At 62.0% G+C, this 15969-nt stretch carries 15 protein-coding genes and 2 pseudogenes; 10 read left to right on the top strand and 7 right to left on the bottom strand.

The window, feature by feature from the left end; all coding sequences use genetic code 11:
* Window positions 1-59 precede the first annotated feature (59 nt).
* Window positions 60-458: a gamma-glutamylcyclotransferase gene (locus MAXJ12_RS03045; protein WP_008834290.1), complete on the bottom strand. Its 399-nt coding sequence runs from the start codon at window positions 456-458 to the stop codon at window positions 60-62.
* Window positions 459-522: 64 nt separating this feature from the next.
* Here MAXJ12_RS03045 and MAXJ12_RS03040 point away from each other — a divergent pair.
* The 6 genes and pseudogenes from MAXJ12_RS03040 to MAXJ12_RS03015 all read left to right on the top strand — a co-directional run.
* Window positions 523-846: pseudogene (locus tag MAXJ12_RS03040) on the top strand (SDR family NAD-dependent epimerase/dehydratase); the annotation flags it as partial.
* The gene (gene galE / locus MAXJ12_RS03035; RefSeq protein ID WP_008834288.1) at window positions 846-1832 is read left to right on the top strand and encodes a UDP-glucose 4-epimerase GalE; all 987 of its coding nucleotides are present in this window, start codon (window positions 846-848) and stop codon (window positions 1830-1832) included. The pseudogene MAXJ12_RS03040 and the gene galE, both read left to right, overlap by 1 nt.
* Window positions 1829-3673 (top strand): annotated as a pseudogene (locus tag MAXJ12_RS03030) (glycosyltransferase family 2 protein). Before galE ends, MAXJ12_RS03030 begins: the two are co-directional and overlap by 4 nt.
* Window positions 3674-3717: 44 nt before the next feature.
* A complete protein-coding gene (locus MAXJ12_RS03025) occupies window positions 3718-4305 on the top strand; it encodes a DUF995 domain-containing protein (protein ID WP_008834287.1) in 588 nt (195 codons plus the stop codon).
* Window positions 4302-5255: a glycosyl hydrolase gene (locus tag MAXJ12_RS03020; protein WP_008834286.1), complete on the top strand. Its 954-nt coding sequence runs from the start codon at window positions 4302-4304 to the stop codon at window positions 5253-5255. Before MAXJ12_RS03025 ends, MAXJ12_RS03020 begins: the two co-directional genes overlap by 4 nt.
* 26 nt (window positions 5256-5281) lie before the next feature.
* Window positions 5282-5788, top strand: coding sequence for a DUF995 domain-containing protein (locus MAXJ12_RS03015; RefSeq protein ID WP_008834285.1), 507 nt, complete (start codon window positions 5282-5284; stop codon window positions 5786-5788).
* Between the two features lie 693 nt (window positions 5789-6481).
* Here the strand turns inward: MAXJ12_RS03015 and MAXJ12_RS03010 are convergent.
* The 5 genes from MAXJ12_RS03010 to MAXJ12_RS02990 form a co-directional block, all read right to left on the bottom strand.
* Entirely contained in the window at window positions 6482-7996 is a 1515-nt protein-coding gene (locus MAXJ12_RS03010) for a malonate--CoA ligase (protein ID WP_008834284.1), read from the bottom strand.
* On the bottom strand, window positions 7993-9423 hold the full coding sequence (locus MAXJ12_RS03005) for a malonyl-CoA decarboxylase (RefSeq protein ID WP_008834283.1): 1431 nt from the start codon (window positions 9421-9423) through the stop codon (window positions 7993-7995). The genes MAXJ12_RS03010 and MAXJ12_RS03005 overlap by 4 nt, the downstream gene beginning before the upstream one ends.
* Entirely contained in the window at window positions 9420-10736 is a 1317-nt protein-coding gene (locus MAXJ12_RS03000) for a TRAP transporter large permease (RefSeq protein WP_008834282.1), read from the bottom strand. Before MAXJ12_RS03000 ends, MAXJ12_RS03005 begins: the two co-directional genes overlap by 4 nt.
* Complete coding sequence (locus MAXJ12_RS02995; protein WP_008834281.1) at window positions 10733-11299, bottom strand: TRAP transporter small permease subunit; 567 nt, start codon at window positions 11297-11299, stop codon at window positions 10733-10735. Before MAXJ12_RS02995 ends, MAXJ12_RS03000 begins: the two co-directional genes overlap by 4 nt.
* Window positions 11300-11367: 68 nt before the next feature.
* Entirely contained in the window at window positions 11368-12354 is a 987-nt protein-coding gene (locus MAXJ12_RS02990) for a TRAP transporter substrate-binding protein (protein ID WP_085983861.1), read from the bottom strand.
* Between the two features lie 135 nt (window positions 12355-12489).
* Here MAXJ12_RS02990 and MAXJ12_RS02985 point away from each other — a divergent pair, with 135 nt between their 5' ends.
* The 4 genes from MAXJ12_RS02985 (at window position 12490) to MAXJ12_RS02965 (ending at window position 15073) form a co-directional block, all read left to right on the top strand.
* Window positions 12490-13170 carry a GntR family transcriptional regulator gene (locus MAXJ12_RS02985; RefSeq protein ID WP_008834279.1) on the top strand — a complete coding sequence of 227 codons (681 nt, stop codon included), beginning with the start codon at window positions 12490-12492 and terminating at the stop codon, window positions 13168-13170.
* Window positions 13171-13464: 294 nt separating this feature from the next.
* On the top strand, window positions 13465-13893 hold the full coding sequence (locus tag MAXJ12_RS02975) for a type II toxin-antitoxin system VapC family toxin (protein ID WP_008834278.1): 429 nt from the start codon (window positions 13465-13467) through the stop codon (window positions 13891-13893).
* Window positions 13894-14095: 202 nt separating this feature from the next.
* On the top strand, window positions 14096-14617 hold the full coding sequence (locus MAXJ12_RS02970; RefSeq protein WP_008834277.1) for a hypothetical protein: 522 nt from the start codon (window positions 14096-14098) through the stop codon (window positions 14615-14617).
* Window positions 14618-14626: 9 nt separating this feature from the next.
* Window positions 14627-15073 (top strand): DUF421 domain-containing protein, encoded by a 447-nt coding sequence (locus tag MAXJ12_RS02965; protein ID WP_008834276.1) that lies wholly within the window; start codon window positions 14627-14629, stop codon window positions 15071-15073.
* 40 nt (window positions 15074-15113) lie between these two features.
* Here MAXJ12_RS02965 and MAXJ12_RS02960 read toward each other — a convergent pair whose 3' ends face one another.
* Window positions 15114-15902, bottom strand: a complete 789-nt coding sequence (locus MAXJ12_RS02960; RefSeq protein ID WP_008834275.1) for an SDR family oxidoreductase — start codon at window positions 15900-15902, stop codon at window positions 15114-15116.
* Between the last annotated feature and the right edge of the window lie 67 nt (window positions 15903-15969).

The following is a 15969-nucleotide window of genomic DNA, read 5'->3' as shown; positions in this document are numbered from 1 at the left end:
GGCCGCGGACCAATCGCCTGCTGTCTTGTCGCCGGCGATGCGGGTATCCCTGTGAAGCCTCACGACGTTGCTCCCAACAGCACCAGAGCCTCTATTCGCGATGGACGATCCTGGACCCGGTCGCATACCGTCTGAGTGCTCTCGATTGCAGCGACATACTCCTCCGGCAAAGCGTGTTCGCGGGCTCCCGCCACCACGAGGCGCAGATACCAGTCATAAGGCTTCAAATCGGGATCGAGAAAGCTATCCCTGGCAATGTAGGTGAAGGCCTCAAGCTTTCCCGTTTCATCGTCAGTTCGCACGCGAAACCGTTCCACGCGATCATATCCCTTGCCGGCGCCCTCGAAGCGGTCAAGCTGCGATAGCTCAACGTCATCAAGCTCAAACACCACGCCCACAACCCGCTGCCCAACACCAGTATCCGGGATAAGGTTTGAGGCAAGCTGGAGGGAATACAAGAACGACAATCTGCTCGGTTGGGCCGCCTGTCTTCGATCGCTGCTGGAGGCGATGGGCGATACGATCGACGATCTTGTCGACGGCATCCTGCGCCTCATGGACACGCCGGCCTCCTTCCTGGGGCCGGTCAATCTCGGCAATCCCGTTGAATTCACGATCCGCGAACTTGCCGACCAGGTGATCGGCCTGACCGGGTCGGGCTCAAGGATAGTGCGTCGCCCGCTGCCGGTGGACGACCCGCGGCAGCGTCGCCCCGACATCTCGCTGGCCAGGCACGAGCTCGGCTGGCAGCCGAAGGTGCCGCTGGCCGAGGGCCTCAAGAAGACCATCCATCATTTCGACCGCCTGCTGGCAAGCGAGGCCTCGGAGCTCGTCGAGGTTGCCTGATGTCAGCGGCGCGCATTCTCGTGGCCGGCGGCGCCGGCTATATCGGCAGCCATACGGCAAAGCTCCTGGCCAAGAGGGGCTTTGAGCCCGTCGTCTACGATAATCTCTCCACGGGGAACCGGTCCGCGGTGCGCTGGGGGCCCTTCGTACACGGAGATATCCTCGACACCGCCCATTTCGCCCGAACGATAGGGCGCCACAAGCCGCTGGCCGTCATCCACTTTGCTGCGTCTGCATATGTGGGAGAGTCAGTCGAGGACCCCGCCAAATATTACCGCAACAATGTCTCCGGCACGCAGTCGCTGCTGGACGCCTGCCTTGCGGGCGGGGTCGACAAAATCATCTTTTCATCGAGCTGTGCGACTTATGGCGTGCCCGCTCTCCTTCCCATACGCGAAGAGACGCCGCAGCGGCCGATCAACCCCTATGGCCGGACGAAGCTGATCGCCGAGCACATGTTGCATGACTACGCGGCCGCCGGGGGTCTGCGCTATGTGGCGCTCCGCTACTTCAATGCCTGCGGGGCCGATCCCGAAGGCGAGCTTGGCGAGTGGCACGATCCTGAAACCCACCTTGTCCCCCGCGCGCTGCTTGCCGCGGCCGGCGGCATTCCCTGCCTCGACATATTCGGTGACGATTACGAGACCGAAGACGGAACCTGCGTGCGCGACTACATCCACGTCACGGATCTCGCTCGGGCCCACATAATGGCGCTCGAGTATCTGGTTGGCGGCGGCCGCAGCCTCGCCCTCAACCTCGGTACCGGGCGCGGCTCCTCGATCCGGGAAGTGCTCGATACGGTGAACCGGCTGACCGGCCGGGCCGTGCCTATACGAATAAATCCGAGGCGCGCCGGCGACCCACCGATCCTGTACGCCGATCCGGGTCTTGCTCGGAAGACGCTGGGCTTCCAGCCCGAATACTCCGACCTGGACACCATCGTGCGCACCGCCGCTCCATTCTTCGGCCTGGAGGCGCGGCCGTGACTCACCCAGCGGTCAAGGATCAGGCGCGCGAATACGCGGATGAACCGCTGCTGGCGCCCGTTTTGACCGGGTACCGGCGGGCGGAATATTTCATCGGGGTGGCCCTATGGCTCGCTGCGCTCATCTATTTCTGGACCTGGTGGCTTCGGCCCGAGCATCATTTCAGTGCGTTCGGAACCGTTTTCGCCACTTGGGTGATCGCTTGGGTAACCCTGATCCCCGCCTACTTCCTCATGGTGTTCGCCTGTGCGGTGAAGCCCTCCGGCCCCCTGCGATTGCCGACTGGCAGCCGCGTGGCGATGGTCGTGACCAAGGCGCCGTCGGAGCCGTTTTCAGTCGTGGCCGAGACGCTGCTCGCGATGCTGGCCCAGGATGTGCCGCACGACACCTGGCTTGCCGACGAGGATCCCTCTTTTGAGACGCTCCAGTGGTGCCGCCGCCATGGTGTGTCTGTGTCGACGCGCAAGGGTCGCGCCGACTACCACCGCACCACTTGGCCGCGGCGCACCCGCTGCAAGGAAGGCAACCTCGCCTTCTTCTATGACCATTACGGCTACGAGCGCTATGACTTCGTCGTGCAGCTCGACGCTGACCATGTGCCCGAACCTGGCTATCTCCGCTAGATGCTGCGGCCCTTCGCCGATCCCGGCGTAGGCTATGTGTCCGCACCCAGCATATGCGACCGCAACGCCGCGGAGAGCTGGTCGGCGCGCGGACGCCTCCATGCGGAAGCCAATTTCCACGGCTCGCTGCAAGCGGGCTACAGCGGCGCCTTCGCTCCGATGTGCATCGGCTCGCACTATGCGGTTCGAACAGCGGCGCTCAAGGAGATCGGCGGGCTCGGTCCGGAGCTCGCTGAAGACCATTCCACAACTCTGATGATGAACGCCTATGGCTGGCGCGGCGTGCATGCGCTCGACGCGATCGCGCACGGCGATGGTCCGCGCACTTTCGCAGACCTCGTCACGCAGGAGTTCCAATGGTCGCGCAGCGTGGTGATGATCCTTCTGCAATATTCACCGAACCTGATCCCGCGCCTGCCAATGAGGCTCAAGTTTCAGTTCCTGTTCTCGCAATTCTGGTATCCGCTGTTCTCGCTCACCGGCGCGATGCTGTTCGCGATGCCGGGAGTAGCGCTTCTGCGTGGCGAGAACTTCGTGGCGGTGACTTATCCTGATTTCCTCACGCATTTCCTGCCGCTTTCCATCGTCCTCATTGTCTTTTCCTATCGCTGGAGAGCGACCGGCACGTTCCGGCCCGTCGATGGCAAGCTGCTGAGCCTGGAGAGCATGTTCTACATTCTCGCGCGCTGGCCTTGGGGCCTGGTCGGGTCGGCTGCTGCGGCGCGCGATTGGCTGTCTGGCACAGTTGCAGACTTCCGCGTTACGCCCAAAGGCGCATCGGAAGTCGACCCTCTGCCGTTTCGGGTCTGCGCGCCCTACCTGCTGATTGCCCTTGCTTCGATTCTGCCCGCCCTGCTGGTCGATGATGCCGAGGCGACCCGCGGTTTTTATCTGTTCGCGATCGCCAACAGCATTTTCTATGGGGCGCTGATCATCTTCGTATTCGCCATGCACGCCCGCGAAAACAAGGTGCGAGTAACCAGCCGCATCTACCGCCCGGCCTTGGCGACGACGTTTGCCGCACTCGTTCTGTTGCCGGGATTCGCCACGGTCGAGCACGGCAAAGAAGGACTTGAAGGCGTCGCCTGGGGCACGCGCAGCTTCCGGCTGTTCGAGGAGCGCTACTCCGCCGCCGGAGCGGGTCTCGGGAGAGCAGGCCTGCGCAGGATTGTATTCAGCCCCAGCTGGCGGTCCGAAACACAAGACACGACGTACTGACACCCAAAAGGGCTCGTCCGCGAGACGCTAAAATGGCACCAAGGATGAAAATAGCAGTAATCGGAACGGCGCGCCTGCGCCGATGGCTCTCAAGCTTCCTGGCAGCTGTTTTCATGCTTGCCGGCCAAAACGGGGCCACAGGCCGGGATCTGGGCGTACCGGAAAGCGCGCGGCCGATGACGGCCGTGGAACTCTACGTCATCTACCGCGACCGGTCGTGGCAGTGGCCGGACGGCGCTGGTCGCATGCAGGACCAAGGCCGGATTTTCAAGGCCTGGTCAGGTTCCGGCGCCGATGCATGGTGGGCGCAAGGCCGCTGGATCCTCAGCGATTCCGGCCAGCTATGCCTGCAGGCCAAATGGCACAGCCAGAGCGGCGCCTACAGGGGCAAGACGTGCTTCAGCCACAGGATAGACGGCCAGGCGATCTACCAGAAGAAGGAGCCTTCCGGCGAGTGGTACGTATTCAGGCACGCCAAACCCCTGGAAGATGACGAATTTTCAAAACTCGTCCCCGAGGACCTCGTTTCCGCGAGGCTGGAGGCGCTGCGCAATTCCGCGCAACAATCCGATCCCGAGGGAACATCTGTTGCGCAGTCATTGAAGAGTGTAGCGATAGGAGAGGCGCAATGAAGACGAAAGTTTGGGCAGCCGTCATCTCGGTCGGCGCGCTGATACCGAGCGAAAATGTGTTCGCGACGAACAGCCGCTTGGCGATTCCCGATCCCGGTTCGGCGACCGCGCAAACACCCTCCGACAAACGACCGATCATCACCCCTGAGTCGATCGTTTTCGGGGCCTATGACCCACACGGCGATTTCGCCGAGGACCCGAATTCCAGGATCGAGCACCTGTTCCTGCCTTGGGAAGACGTCGATCTGTCGAGCCTTGCCATAGCCGACGATTATGCGCTGCAGCGCGGCCGTTCCCTGCTGATCACGGTCGAGCCCTGGTCCTGGTCACGTGAATGGCGGGTCACTTCGCAGGACCTGCTCAAGACCATCCTCAGCGGCCAACGCGATAAGTATATGGCTGCGGTCTGCTCTGAAGCTGACAAGCTGAAGAGTCCAGTCACGATCCGCTGGGCACAGGAAATGGATGAAGCCGACAATCAGTTCATCTGGGCCCATTGGAAGCCGGAGGAATACGTTGCCGCTTATCGCCGGATGGTGACCGTATGCCGGCAGAATCTGGGGAACGCAAAATACATGTGGTCCCCCAAAGGGAACGAAGGGCTGGAAGCGTTTTATCCAGGCGCGGAGTTCGTCGACGAGATAGGTCTGTCGATCTTCGGATATCAGCCATACGATCAAGGCGTGGTCGGCCACGATACGACATTCGCCGAACAACTGGCGGCGAAATACGACCGCGTCAAAGGCTTCGGCAAACCAATCGTGGTCGCGGAGTTGGGCTATGACGGCGACCATGCTTATGTGACCGACTGGGCGGAGAATGTCGCAAAGTCACGTCCCGAATTCCCGGATCTGACGGCGATAGTCTACTTCAACGATCGCGAGGTCTATCCGTGGCCGGACGGCTACGGTCTTCCCCATTGGCGGGTCGTCCAACAACTCCAGAATTGAACCGGCTCGGACGGGGGGAACGAAAAATGTCGCTGCGTTGTGTAACGCTTTCCGTGGTGGTGGCCACCATGCTTGCTACCGGTGCATTTGCCGCCGCGGCTCAGGCTAACACCGTCTCGAACATCAGCAAGGCCCGGCCTTTGAACAGCGAGGAAATCTATCAACTCTACAATAGCCGTTCCTGGCTTTGGAAAGCCGGCGCGGGCCATTTCTCAGTGAAGAAGCGTCGCTTTACGGCATGGTCCAATGAAGAAGGCTCGCCTTCCTATGGCGTCGGCCAATGGTTCATCACAGGTCCGGGAAAGCTCTGTTTTCGGGCCCGCTGGCAGACGAAAAACGGCGTCTGGCCCAAGCTCACATGCTTCAGCCATCGGGAGATGAACGGCGCCATCTACCAGAAGCGCGAGCCGGAGGGTGAGTGGTACAAATTCAGGGGTGTGCCGCCCAGGCGCGGCGACGAATGGGCGAAGCTACGCCACGGAGACTATGTAGTCTCGCGCCTGAGCAAGATGCGGACGCATCTCGCCGACTGATGGCGTGACACTTCGATATCCAATCACGCGTCGGGCGCGCTAATCCCGCCCGCGCATCATCGAACGAAGCATCTCGTCTTTCTCCCGAAGCCGCTCGGCGTGCAAATATGGGGCGCGCGGCCAAAACTGCTGACGCTCGCCACTTTGGCGGTCGGTTTTCCGATACTTCTCGGCGCTTCAACCGTTCTCTTGTGAAGAGGCCTCACGACAGAGGCTTGAGCTGAAAGAGATGAAGTAGTTGCAGTTTTATCCGGCGCGGTCGAGCAACCAAAAGAAATGGCTGAAATCAATACAAGGGAAAGAGATGTAAATGGTCGGATCGTTTTGACACTCATTAGACCACCGCTTCTTATTATGACCTGAAAAGGCTTGTTTTTAGCTCGCGGAGTGTTCGCTCTTTGCGTGTTACGATCGAGGACCATATTTTAGGATGTTTAAATTGCCGTCACGACGGAACTGCAAATTTGAACGATTTGCTTTTTTGACGGAACCGGTATTCCAAGTCGGGTTCAATCGTACCAGCCACTGGCGTGCGGCGTTGGCCTAAACGACACGCCGCCCATGGTCGTCGAGAAGGGTGCATCCGCCCGGTTCGAACCCGACATTTGCCGCCTCAGTCGAAGCTCTGCCGGCTCCGATTTCCAGATCGCCTTGGAATAGTCCGGCGCGCCAAGCTGTCCGAGAAAGTGGGGCTCAGCCGCCGTAGAGACCCTTGTAGCGCTCGCGCAGCACGTTCTTCTGCACCTTGCCCATCGTGTTGCGCGGCAAGTCCTCGACGAACAGCACTTTCTTCGGCTGCTTGTAGCGCGCCAGCCGCGACTTCAGCCCATCCAGCACCACCGCTTCGTCGATCGCGGCGTCCGGCCGCTTGACGATTACGGCGGTGACGCCCTCGCCGAAATCGGGATGCGGCACGCCGATGACGGCACTCTCGACTACGCCAGACAATTGGTCGATCTCGGACTCGACCTCCTTAGGATAGATATTGTAGCCGCCGGAGATCACGAGGTCCTTGCCCCGGCCGACGATATGGACATAGCCGCGATTGTCGACCAGACCGAGATCGCCGGTGATGAAAAAGCCATCGGCGCGGAACTCGGCGGCGGTCTTTTCCGGCATTCGCCAGTAACCCTTGAACACGTTGGGGCCGCGAATCTCGATCATGCCGGTTTCGCCGCGAGCGAGCGGAGCGCCCGTGTCCGGGTCCGCTATCCTCAGGTCGACGCCCGGCAGCGGGAAGCCGACCGTACCGGCTACCCGATCGCCGTCGTAGGGGTTGGACGTGTTCATGTTGGTCTCGGTCATGCCGTAGCGCTCCAGGATGGCATGGCCGGTCTTCTCGCGGAACAGACGGTGGGTCTCGGCAAGCAGCGGCGCCGAGCCCGACACGAAGAGCCGCATTCCGGCAGTCGCCTCCCGCGTCAGGCCGGGATGCTGTACCAGCCGCACATAGAAGGTTGGCACGCCCATCATCGCCGTCGCCGACGCCATCAGGCGCAAAGCCTCGTCGGCGTCAAACTTCGGCAGGAAATACATCGATGCGCCTGCGAGCAGGATAACGTTCGAGGCGACGAACAGCCCGTGCGTGTGGAAGATCGGCAAGGCGTGGATAAGCCGGTCCCCTCCCGTGAAGCGCCAATGGTCGCGCAATGTCAGCGCATTGGACAAAAGGTTGTCGTGAGTCAGCATCGCGCCCTTGGAGCGGCCGGTGGTACCCGACGTGTAGAGGATGGCGGCCAGGTCGTCCGGACCGCGAGCGACGTCGGCGAAGTCCGGCTGCCAGCTTTCGATCCCGTCCGTGAGAGAGCCGCCGCCACGATCGTCGAGCGTTTCCACGTGCGCGCCATGGCCGGCCGCAACCGGGCCGATGGCGGCGCCGGACTCCGGCGAAACGACTACGAGCCGCGGCTCCGCGTCGCCAAGGAAATAATCGAGTTCGGCGAGCGTATAGGCGGTGTTGAGCGGCAGATAGACCGAGCCCGCGCGCAAGGACGCGAGGTAGAGCATCAGTGCTTCCGGGCTTTTCTCGACCTGGACCGCGACCCGGTCACCCGGCTTGACACCGAGCGCGACAAGGCGGGCGGCGAGCCGTCCCGACAGGTCGAGCATGTCGCCATAGGTCCAAGCGCGCCCGCCGGCGGATTCGATCAAAGTCGTGCCCCGCGTGGCTGCCGCACCGCGCACGGCATCAAACATGTGATTGCTCATGACGTTAGTTCCCCGGTCCCCCTTCCGCCGGTACCGCGCGCCGCAGTCCCGCCTGCCGGCGGCTGTCCGCGGAGGACCGCCAGCGCGCGCGGCGGCCTGGCCTGCCGCAGCATTCTGTGAATGGCCGGCGCGGTCACGACTTCGCCCCGACCTGCGAATGCCTCGTGGTTGGCCTCGATGTCGTCGAGCTTGTAGAGGTAGTTGACCATCAGGCCGTGTGCCTGCCGCAGTCCCGAAGCCGAAAGGTCGGCAAGGAAATTGATCCGTTCCAGGCGAGCGCCGTTGCCGAGGTGGAAGCGCGCCACCGGATCGACCGGCTTGCCTTGCGAATTGCGCACCCGCAGGAAGTAGTGGGCGGCGGCGGCGGTTAGCGCCGTCTGCACGGCAGCGGATCTGGCAGGATCGGACGCCCAGTCGGGCTCGTCGAGCACTTCGAGGAGAACGCGGTCGGCGGCGTCGATCACCTGTGAAGCGTTGTCTTTCCGCTCCTTCGCCAGCCATTGCGCAAAGCCCGGCGCCGGCGACAACGTGACGAAAGTGTCGAGCTTCGGCAGTTCCCGCCGCAGGTCCTCGACCACCTGCTTGATCAGGAAGTTGCCGAAAGAAATGCCACGCAGCCCCTGCTGACAGTTGGAAATTGAGTAAAACACGGCCGTGGTGGCCTCGGCCGCGGCGATCGCCGCCCGGTCCTCGCGCAGAACGTCGGCGATCGCGGCTGGGGCGGAACGGGTGAGCGCCACTTCGACGAAGATCAGCGGCTCATCGACGAGCTGCGGATGAAAGAAAGCGAAGCAGCGACGATCGTCGGGAGCTAGACGCCTGCGCAACTCATCCCAGCCGTCGATCTGATGCACCGCCTCGTAGCGGATGATCTTCTCCAGGATATCGGCCGGCGTCGACCAGTTGATCGGGCGCAGCACCAGAAAGCCGCGATTGAACCACGAGCCGAACAGATGCGCGAAATCGGCATCGACGGCGTCGAGATCCGGCTGGGCAGACTTCATCATCAGGAGATTTTCACGCATGCGCACCAGCGTCGCGATGCCGTTCGGAGCAAGATTGAGCCGGCGGATCAATTCCTGCCGCCTGGGTTCGGCGGCGGAATGCAGTTCCAGAAGCGCCTGCGGCGTCCTCAGGCCGCGGTAATTGTCGATGGCCTTTTCGAGCCGCGCGGCGTCGGGTCCGAACCTCTCCAGCAGCATCACCATGAAATCGCAGCGCTGCTTCTCGTCGAATCGCGACCAGCGGTCGAGGACGGTCTTCGCCAGAGCCATGCCGGATGCTTCGCCGTGGCTCGATAGCAGCGTCTCGCAAATCGCCTCGACGCCGCCGGTGCCCGCCTCTTCCCTGCCGCTCAGCGACAGGAAGCGGCGGCCACGTTCGGCAATGGTCTGCAGCATATCGCCTAGAAGTGAAACGCCGTTCATATCGCTATCCCCATCATCTGGTTCGGAAGCCATGTGGCGAGGCCGGGGAAGATGCACAAGATCAGGATCGCCAGGAACATGACCAGCACATAGGGCAACGCGCCCCACAGGATCTGGCGCGTCGGAACATCCGGCGCGATGGCGTTGATGACGAAGAGATTGAGGCCGATCGGCGGCGTGATCAGGCCGACCTCCATGTTGATGGTGAGGACGATCGCGAACCAGTACGGATCGAAGCCGGCCTGTGTGACGATCGGGAACAGCATCGGCGCCGTCATCACGATCACCGCCACAGGCGGCAGGAACATTCCGGCCACCAGCAGGAAAATATTGATCACGCCCATCAGCACCCAACGATTGACCTCTAGATCAGCGATCGCGGCGGCGATCGACTGGGTGATGAACAGTGACGAAAGCGCGAAGGCGAACAGTTCGGCCGCCGCCATGATCATCATGATCATGACGCTCTCGCGCATCGCCGAGCCGAAGATGCCGGCGACCGGGCGGAAGCGGAACAAGCGATAGGCGACGATCACCACGACCAAGGTGAGCAGCGCGCCGGCGCCGGCCGCTTCCGAAGGCGTCGCGAGGCCTCCGTAGAGCACGTAAAGCGTTCCGGCGATGATGAACAGGAACGGCAATACGCGCGGCATGCCCGCCAGTTTCTCGCGCAGCGTAAACCGCACCGCGCGCGCGCCGAAGTCATAGCCCTGGCGCTTGCAGTCGATCACCGCCCAGATCATGAACATGATTGTGAGCATCAGCCCAGGAATGACGCCCGCCATGAACAATCGTCCGATCGAGGTCTCGGTGGCGATGCCATAGACGATCAGGGTCACGGATGGCGGAATGAGGATGCCGAGCGTACCGCCGGCGGCGATCGAGCCGCTGGCGACGGAGGCCGGATAGCCGCGGCGGAGCATCTCGGGAATGCCCATCTTGCCGATGGCGGCGCAGGTCGCCGGCGACGAGCCAGTCATGCCGGAGAAGATGGCGCAGGCGCCGATGTTGGATAGGACCAGCCCACCGGGAACGCGGTTCAGCCAACGGTCGAGCGAGGTGTAGAGATCCGCGCCGGCCGGCGAAGACGCCACCGCCGCCCCCATCAGCACGAACATCGGGATCGAGACATAGGCGAGATTGGCGATGCCCGAAAACATCGTTTCGGACAGGACGTAGATGATGTCCGGGCCGCTCTGCAGGAACAGCGCGGAAACGGCGGCCAGGCCAAGCGCGAAGGCGATCGGCATGCCTGTCCCCAGGAGCACGAATAAGGCCGCGATGATCGTCAAACCGGCGAAAGTCGGGCTCATCGTGCGGTTTCCCTGGACGGTGAAACGGCCGCCGCAGCTTCGAGCGCCTCCGCGGGCACATGAGTTGGCGCCGGAGTGGCCACGCCGGACACCAGCACGAGGATCTGCGCGACATACTGCAGGCACAACATGCAGAAACCCAGCGGAAGAGCGGAAAGCGGAATCCACAGGGGCGGCGCCCAGACGCTGGCATGGCGCCAGCCGCCGACCCAGGTCTCATGGAACTGGAGCCAACTCGCGTACAGCATGATGGCGCAGAACAGCAGCCCGAGCAGGCTGGCCACGATCCGCATCGCGTGGCGTGTGCGGTCGGCGACTACCATCTCCACCACGTCGACCCCAACATGGCCGCCCTTGAGCAGTACGTAGGGCGCGCCGAGGAACATCGCGCCGGTCGCGGCAAACACCACGAAGTCTGTTTGCCAGATCGTCGCGGCCCGGAACACATACCGGATGAAGATCATCTGGCAAACGACGAGCATCGCGGCGATCAGCAGCAGCGTCGCGACAACCGCGAATGCCCGCGACAGACCGCCAACCGCCCTGATGTAGAACTGTACCATGCCGATCCTCCCAGCAATGCAGCACGCGGCATCCGCCGGAGAGGCGGCAGCCGGTGTAGATTGCGCTGCTACTGGACGGCAAGGGCCTTCTCGATCAGCTTGTCTCCTCCAGGCACTTTCTCGGCGAAGTTCTTGTACGAGGACTGCTTGGCCAGTTCGAGCCAGGCATCGTAGTCGGCCTTCGACATTTCGACGACTTCGACGCCCGCCTTCTTGTAGGTGTCGATCATGACCTGATCGCCCTTGCGGATCTCCTCGTTGAAGAAGGCTTCCGCCTTCTCCCCCGCCGCGAGGATCGCATTCTGCTGATCGGCATTGAGACCGTCGAATATCTTCTTTGAGATCAGCACCGGTTCGTACATGAACCAAAGCGCGTTCTCGCCGGGCGCCGTGAGGCATTTCGCGTGCTCATAGAGCCGAAAGGATACAAAGCTGGCCGACGAGGTGTTGGCTGCGTCAAGCACGCCAGTCTGCATGCCGGTGTAGATTTCGGATGAGGCCATGGACGAGATCGACGCGCCGGCGGCGACGAGCATCTGCTCGAAGGCCGGGCCGGCGGCGCGGATGACTTGGCCCTTGACCGTGTCTGGCGCAGTAATGCAGCCCTTCTTGGAAGCGAAGGCACCGGACAGCCAGGCATCGGAAATCACCAGCGCCCCCGCGTCCTCGATGATCTTCTTGATGTCGGTCATGAAGTCGGAATCGTTGAGCCGCATCGCGCGGTCGAAATTGCCGACCAGACCCGGCATCAGCGTCGCCGAGAACTCCGGATGGCGGCCCGACGCGTAGTCGAGCGGGAATGAGGTCATTTCCAGCAGGCCGCGGGTGACGGCGTTCCACTGGTCGTTGGGCTTGTAGAGCGAGGCGCCCGGATAAACCTGGATCTCGAGGCCGACATTGGCGGCGGCCACCTCGCGGGCAATGATCTGCACCATCTCGTCGCGGATATCGCCCTTGCCGCCTGGAAACTGATGCGAAGCCTTCAGGATCGTCTGGGCGCCGGCGACGCCGCCAATGAGGCACGCGGCCGCGACGAGGCCCGAAATTTTCAGCATTTTCTTGATTTTATTCACTGCAACCTCCCTTAGATCACCGGACCTCCCGCCCGATTGGGATGATTGTTTGTCGCTCTTGCGTGCAATGTCAATAGTCTTGTATACAATAACTGCGAACTGGACCCGATCATCCGTATGACCAGCAATACGTTCCACAAACTGCGCGACGACATCGAAAACGGAATCATCACCGGCGAGTTCGCGCCCGGTGAACGCCTCGACGAGGTGCAGCTCGCCACGCGTTTTGGAGTCTCGCGGACACCGATCCGGGAGGCGCTGATGCAGTTGAGCGCGATCGGTCTGATCGAGGCAAGGCCGCGGCGCGGCGCCGTCGTCGTCGATCCTGGGCCGAACCGCATATACGAGATGTTCGAGGTGATGGCGGAACTTGAAGGCATGGCGGGGGCGATGGCCGCCCGGCGCCATACCGAGGAGGATCGCGCGGCGCTGCTGGCGAGTCATGAGCGGTGCGAACACTCGGCGATAAGCGAAGACGCCGATTCCTACTACTACGACAACGAAATCTTCCACCACGCCATCTATGCGGCCAGCCACAGCACCTTCCTCGCCGAGCAGTGCGCCACGCTGCATCGGAGGCTGCGCCCCTACCGGCGTTTGCAGTTGCGCGTCCGCAACCGCGTCAAGGTGTCAATCGGTGAACATGGAGGCATCATCCAGGCAATACTGGATGGCGACGAGGCCGCAGCGCGTCAGCGTCTACGGGACCACGTCGCGGTTCAAGGCGACCGGTTCAGCGACCTCGTTTCCAATCTCAGTCGACGAGATGTCAAAAAGACAGCGTGGTCGCGCGAGTGAAGCCTCCGATCGCGTCTCGATGACCTGCCCATGAAGGCCATACCGGTCCGCATGTGAATTGTCGCGGAGGCGGAAGCCTGCCGATCCCTTCCACATCCCCGAAGCATTGCCGGGGCCGCACTAGCAACTCAGTTTTCGCGAGCTGCACTTGCGCCACGAGCCCGAGCGCAGCCGCTGCACTGTCCCGCTTCGAGAAAGGCTTGCAAAGGTTAAGCAAATGGCGCGGCGGATCGGACCGGCCAATCCTGATTTCAACATGAAGAAATTCACTGACGAAATGTGGGGCGACGACTGATGTTTGTTGATGCCTCGGCAATCGTCGCCATTCTTAACGAGGAACCTGGAGCGGAAGAACTGGAAAAGAGGCTCGCGTCAGCGACTGGGCCGCTTTATGTCTCACCGCTCGTCCGGTTCGAGGCAATCCAAGTCCTCGCGCGAGCGGTGGCCGAAGCAATCAAAAAGAATACGAAGCCCACGCCCGACATGTTGGCGCAAGCTCGCGACACGGTCGACGCATTCGTGAACGAGATCGCCGCCAATGAAATCGCCATATCCAGCGACATAGGCAATGGTGCGATCGACGCCAGTATGAAGTACGGCAAGGCTGTTGGGCACGGGGCGGATCTCAATTTCGGCGATTGTTTCGCCTACGCCTGCGCGAAGGCTAACCGGTTGTCCCTTCTCTACAAAGGCAATGATTTTTCCAAAACGGATATTGCTTAAAGTCTCTGGCCCGCCGATCAAAAGGATCTAAGGTTCCTACCTCATGATAAGTGCGGTCCGACATCGATGGACGCCGTTCTGAAGCATTTGTCGCTCAGGATCGGCGCTTACGTGCCCGGCGATCTGAGCTCACCGCCGGCTCCGTAGGTTCCGGAACCAAACCAGCGGCATCTTTGTTTCTCGTTGCGAAAGGGAGCGCAAGTTGAACACGGCCGACACTGCTCAACCTCCTATCCCAATCCGAGACGACGGACTGCAGCTTGAAGAACATCGCGATTTCCAGGAGCGGTTCTGGACAGTCGAGCGCTGGGCATGGGTGGGTTTCGGCCTAATCCTTCTCGCCGCTCTTGCGGGCTTGGGCGGCGGCGGCGGAGTTCTGGCCCACACAACGATTACCTCGGAGGCCGGCAAGGTCGATTATCCCCGTGTCGCGCGCTGGGAATCGGCAGACGAAGTGACCGTGACCTTCGGCTCGCCTCGCGAGGAGCATCGGCTGACGCTCTCGCCGCAGTTTTCGCAGTACTTCCAGATCGAAGATATCCAGCCTCTGCCTGAACGGTCTCTAACAAGCCCTGCCGGCGAGGTGATGGTGTTTCGGTCCGAGAACGGCCCACCGTCGAAAGTCGTCCTGCATTTGCGACCCCAGCGCCCGGGCCTTGCCAGCTACGAGGTTTCGCTCGACGGCGGCGACCCGGTCGGCGTGACCACGGTCGTTCTGCCATAGGAGATAGAGATGGAATCGGTTCTGCGCGGCGTGGCGGTTTATGTGATCCTGCTCGTCATCGTGCGGCTTTCGGGCCGCAGAACCCTCGCGCAGATGACGGCTTTCGACTTCGTGCTCTTGCTGATCATCGCCGAAACAACGCAGCAAGCGTTGCTCGGCGACGACTTTTCGATTGCGAACGCCGTGCTGCTGATTGTTACCCTGTTCCTCACCGACATAATGCTCTCCTACGTGAAGGAGTGGATGCCGAGCGCCAGTAGATGGATAGATGGCACGCCCACTGTACTGATCAGCCTCGGCAAGCTCGACCAGCGCGCCATGCAGCGCGCGCGGGTCGCGCTCGAGGACATTTTGGATGCGGCGCGCGAGCAGCATGGGCTGGAGCGGCTGGATCAGATCAAGTTCGCCGTTCTCGAGGTCGGCGGTCACCTAAGCATAATTCCCGCCGAAAAGTGACGATGTCGCCCTGCTTCCAGGCAGACCCAGCAGGCGCGGGTCAAAGCGCGGTCGAAATACCGCCATCTACATACAGCGTATGCCCATTGACGAAGGACGACGCCGGCCCGGCGAGGAAGACCGCGGCGCCGACGAGTTCGTCGACATTGCCCCAGCGCCCGGCAGGCGTTCGCTTGGCCAGCCAGGCCGAAAATTCCGGATCGTCGACCAGCGCCTGATTGAGCGGCGTCTTGAAATAGCCGGGCGCGATCGCGTTGATCTGCAGGCCGTATTTGGCCCAGTCGGCGCACATGCCGCGCGTCAGGTTCCGGACTGCACCCTTGGTGGCCGTGTAGGGCGCAATACTCGGGCGCGCTAGCTCGCTCTGCACGGAGGCAATGTTGATGATCTTGCCCCGACGGCGCGGGATCATATGTCGAGCCACCGCCTGGCCGACATGGAACACGCTTGAAATGTTGGTGTGCAGCAGCTCGTCCCATTTTTCCGCCGGAAAATCCTCCAGCGAAGCGCGAAACTGCATTCCGGCATTGTTGACCAGTATGTCGATTGGGCCGAGATGTGCTTCGATGTCGGCTACGCCTGCCGCGGTAGCCGCCGCGTCGGTAACGTCGAATACGGCGCTGCCCGCTTTGTAGCCCTTGGCGGCGAGAGCATCGGCGGCATCGCCGGTCTTCGCGACGTTGCGGCCGTTCAAAACGATCTCGGCGCCGTGCCGCGCCAGCCCCTCCGCCAGCGCCAAGCCTATGCCCTGGCTGGAGCCCGTGATCAACGCTCGCGTGCCTGTCAAATCGAACAGCGATTGGCTCAAGAAGGCCTCCTCAACCAGCATAAGAAGCAGGGCGATTCGCTCGCCCACCCCTCTTAACCCGGTTGCGTGGAGATTATCGACAGCTGTC

The organism is Mesorhizobium alhagi CCNWXJ12-2, from assembly GCF_000236565.1.
In the GTDB taxonomy this organism is placed as follows: domain Bacteria; phylum Pseudomonadota; class Alphaproteobacteria; order Rhizobiales; family Rhizobiaceae; genus Allomesorhizobium; species Allomesorhizobium alhagi.
Note: the sequence above shows the minus strand (reverse complement) of the source record. Positions and strands in the feature narration are given on the sequence as shown.

Excerpts from the sequence above, each read along its gene's own strand:
- MAXJ12_RS02960 (WP_008834275.1), bottom strand. The coding sequence starts at position 15,902 with ATGCTGGTTGAGGAGGCCTTCTTGAGCCAATCGCTGTTCGATTTGACA.
- MAXJ12_RS02995 (WP_008834281.1), bottom strand. The coding sequence starts at position 11,299 with ATGGTACAGTTCTACATCAGGGCGGTTGGCGGTCTGTCGCGGGCATTC.
- MAXJ12_RS03015 (WP_008834285.1), top strand. The coding sequence starts at position 5,282 with ATGTCGCTGCGTTGTGTAACGCTTTCCGTGGTGGTGGCCACCATGCTT.
- MAXJ12_RS03005 (WP_008834283.1), bottom strand. The coding sequence starts at position 9,423 with ATGAACGGCGTTTCACTTCTAGGCGATATGCTGCAGACCATTGCCGAA.
- MAXJ12_RS02985 (WP_008834279.1), top strand. The coding sequence starts at position 12,490 with ATGACCAGCAATACGTTCCACAAACTGCGCGACGACATCGAAAACGGA.
- galE (WP_008834288.1), top strand. The coding sequence starts at position 846 with ATGTCAGCGGCGCGCATTCTCGTGGCCGGCGGCGCCGGCTATATCGGC.
- MAXJ12_RS02965 (WP_008834276.1), top strand. The coding sequence starts at position 14,627 with ATGGAATCGGTTCTGCGCGGCGTGGCGGTTTATGTGATCCTGCTCGTC.
- MAXJ12_RS02990 (WP_085983861.1), bottom strand. The coding sequence starts at position 12,354 with ATGCTGAAAATTTCGGGCCTCGTCGCGGCCGCGTGCCTCATTGGCGGC.
- MAXJ12_RS03000 (WP_008834282.1), bottom strand. The coding sequence starts at position 10,736 with ATGAGCCCGACTTTCGCCGGTTTGACGATCATCGCGGCCTTATTCGTG.
- MAXJ12_RS02975 (WP_008834278.1), top strand. The coding sequence starts at position 13,465 with ATGTTTGTTGATGCCTCGGCAATCGTCGCCATTCTTAACGAGGAACCT.
- MAXJ12_RS03020 (WP_008834286.1), top strand. The coding sequence starts at position 4,302 with ATGAAGACGAAAGTTTGGGCAGCCGTCATCTCGGTCGGCGCGCTGATA.
- MAXJ12_RS03010 (WP_008834284.1), bottom strand. The coding sequence starts at position 7,996 with ATGAGCAATCACATGTTTGATGCCGTGCGCGGTGCGGCAGCCACGCGG.
- MAXJ12_RS03025 (WP_008834287.1), top strand. The coding sequence starts at position 3,718 with ATGAAAATAGCAGTAATCGGAACGGCGCGCCTGCGCCGATGGCTCTCA.